1 protein-coding gene is annotated in these 644 nt (G+C 41.1%); it reads right to left on the reverse strand.

The window, feature by feature from the left end; all coding sequences use genetic code 11:
* Nucleotides 1-101 precede the first annotated feature (101 nt).
* Nucleotides 102-644: acetyl-CoA hydrolase/transferase C-terminal domain-containing protein (locus A3738_RS22035; RefSeq protein WP_304440126.1), on the reverse strand; the 543-nt coding region annotated here is incomplete at its 5' end.

Genomic DNA, 644 nt, shown 5'->3' on the forward strand with positions numbered 1-644 from the left:
CATAATGCCATGATTCTTTTGAATTGTGTATCCGTTCTCAACTAGCCATATCGGCTGTTCTGTTGGGTGAACAGCACAGCTCTACTGCAAATGTCAGAAAGCTAAGAAATTAAGCCAGCTTCAAGCAATTCATGAATAAGCAGTTTCTTTTCTACTTCTTCTTTCTTGCTACTAGTTTCTACTAAGGCCATACGTTCCAAGAAAGGCTTTGCTTGTTCTGAGTGATCGCCATCAGTAAAGGCTTTGAAGAGTGTTTTAAACATTTTCATTTTGTCGCTCTGAAGCGCTTTTAGCTGCTTCAAACAGGCGCCAATTTGAAGTTCTTGCTCCGTAAAATCAGTCCCCAGTGGAAATGCTGGGAACAAGCCGTTCAGACGATAATTCTCGATCACCTGATTGATTGACTCTGGTGTATTCGCCTGAAATTCTGCTGGTATCTGATAACTGGATTCGATCTTACCCGCTGCCTTTGCTTGTTCTAATAGACTTTCTTGAAAGCGTGAATCAGTAATATTCAGCATTGCCTTCATCACTTGAGCATCCGTTTTACCACGCAGATCTGCAACGCCATATTCGGTAATTACGATATCTCTCAAATGACGAGGAATTGTCGTGTGCCCATAATTGAAGACAATATTAGAACT

This window comes from Oleiphilus sp. HI0066 (genome assembly GCF_001635725.1).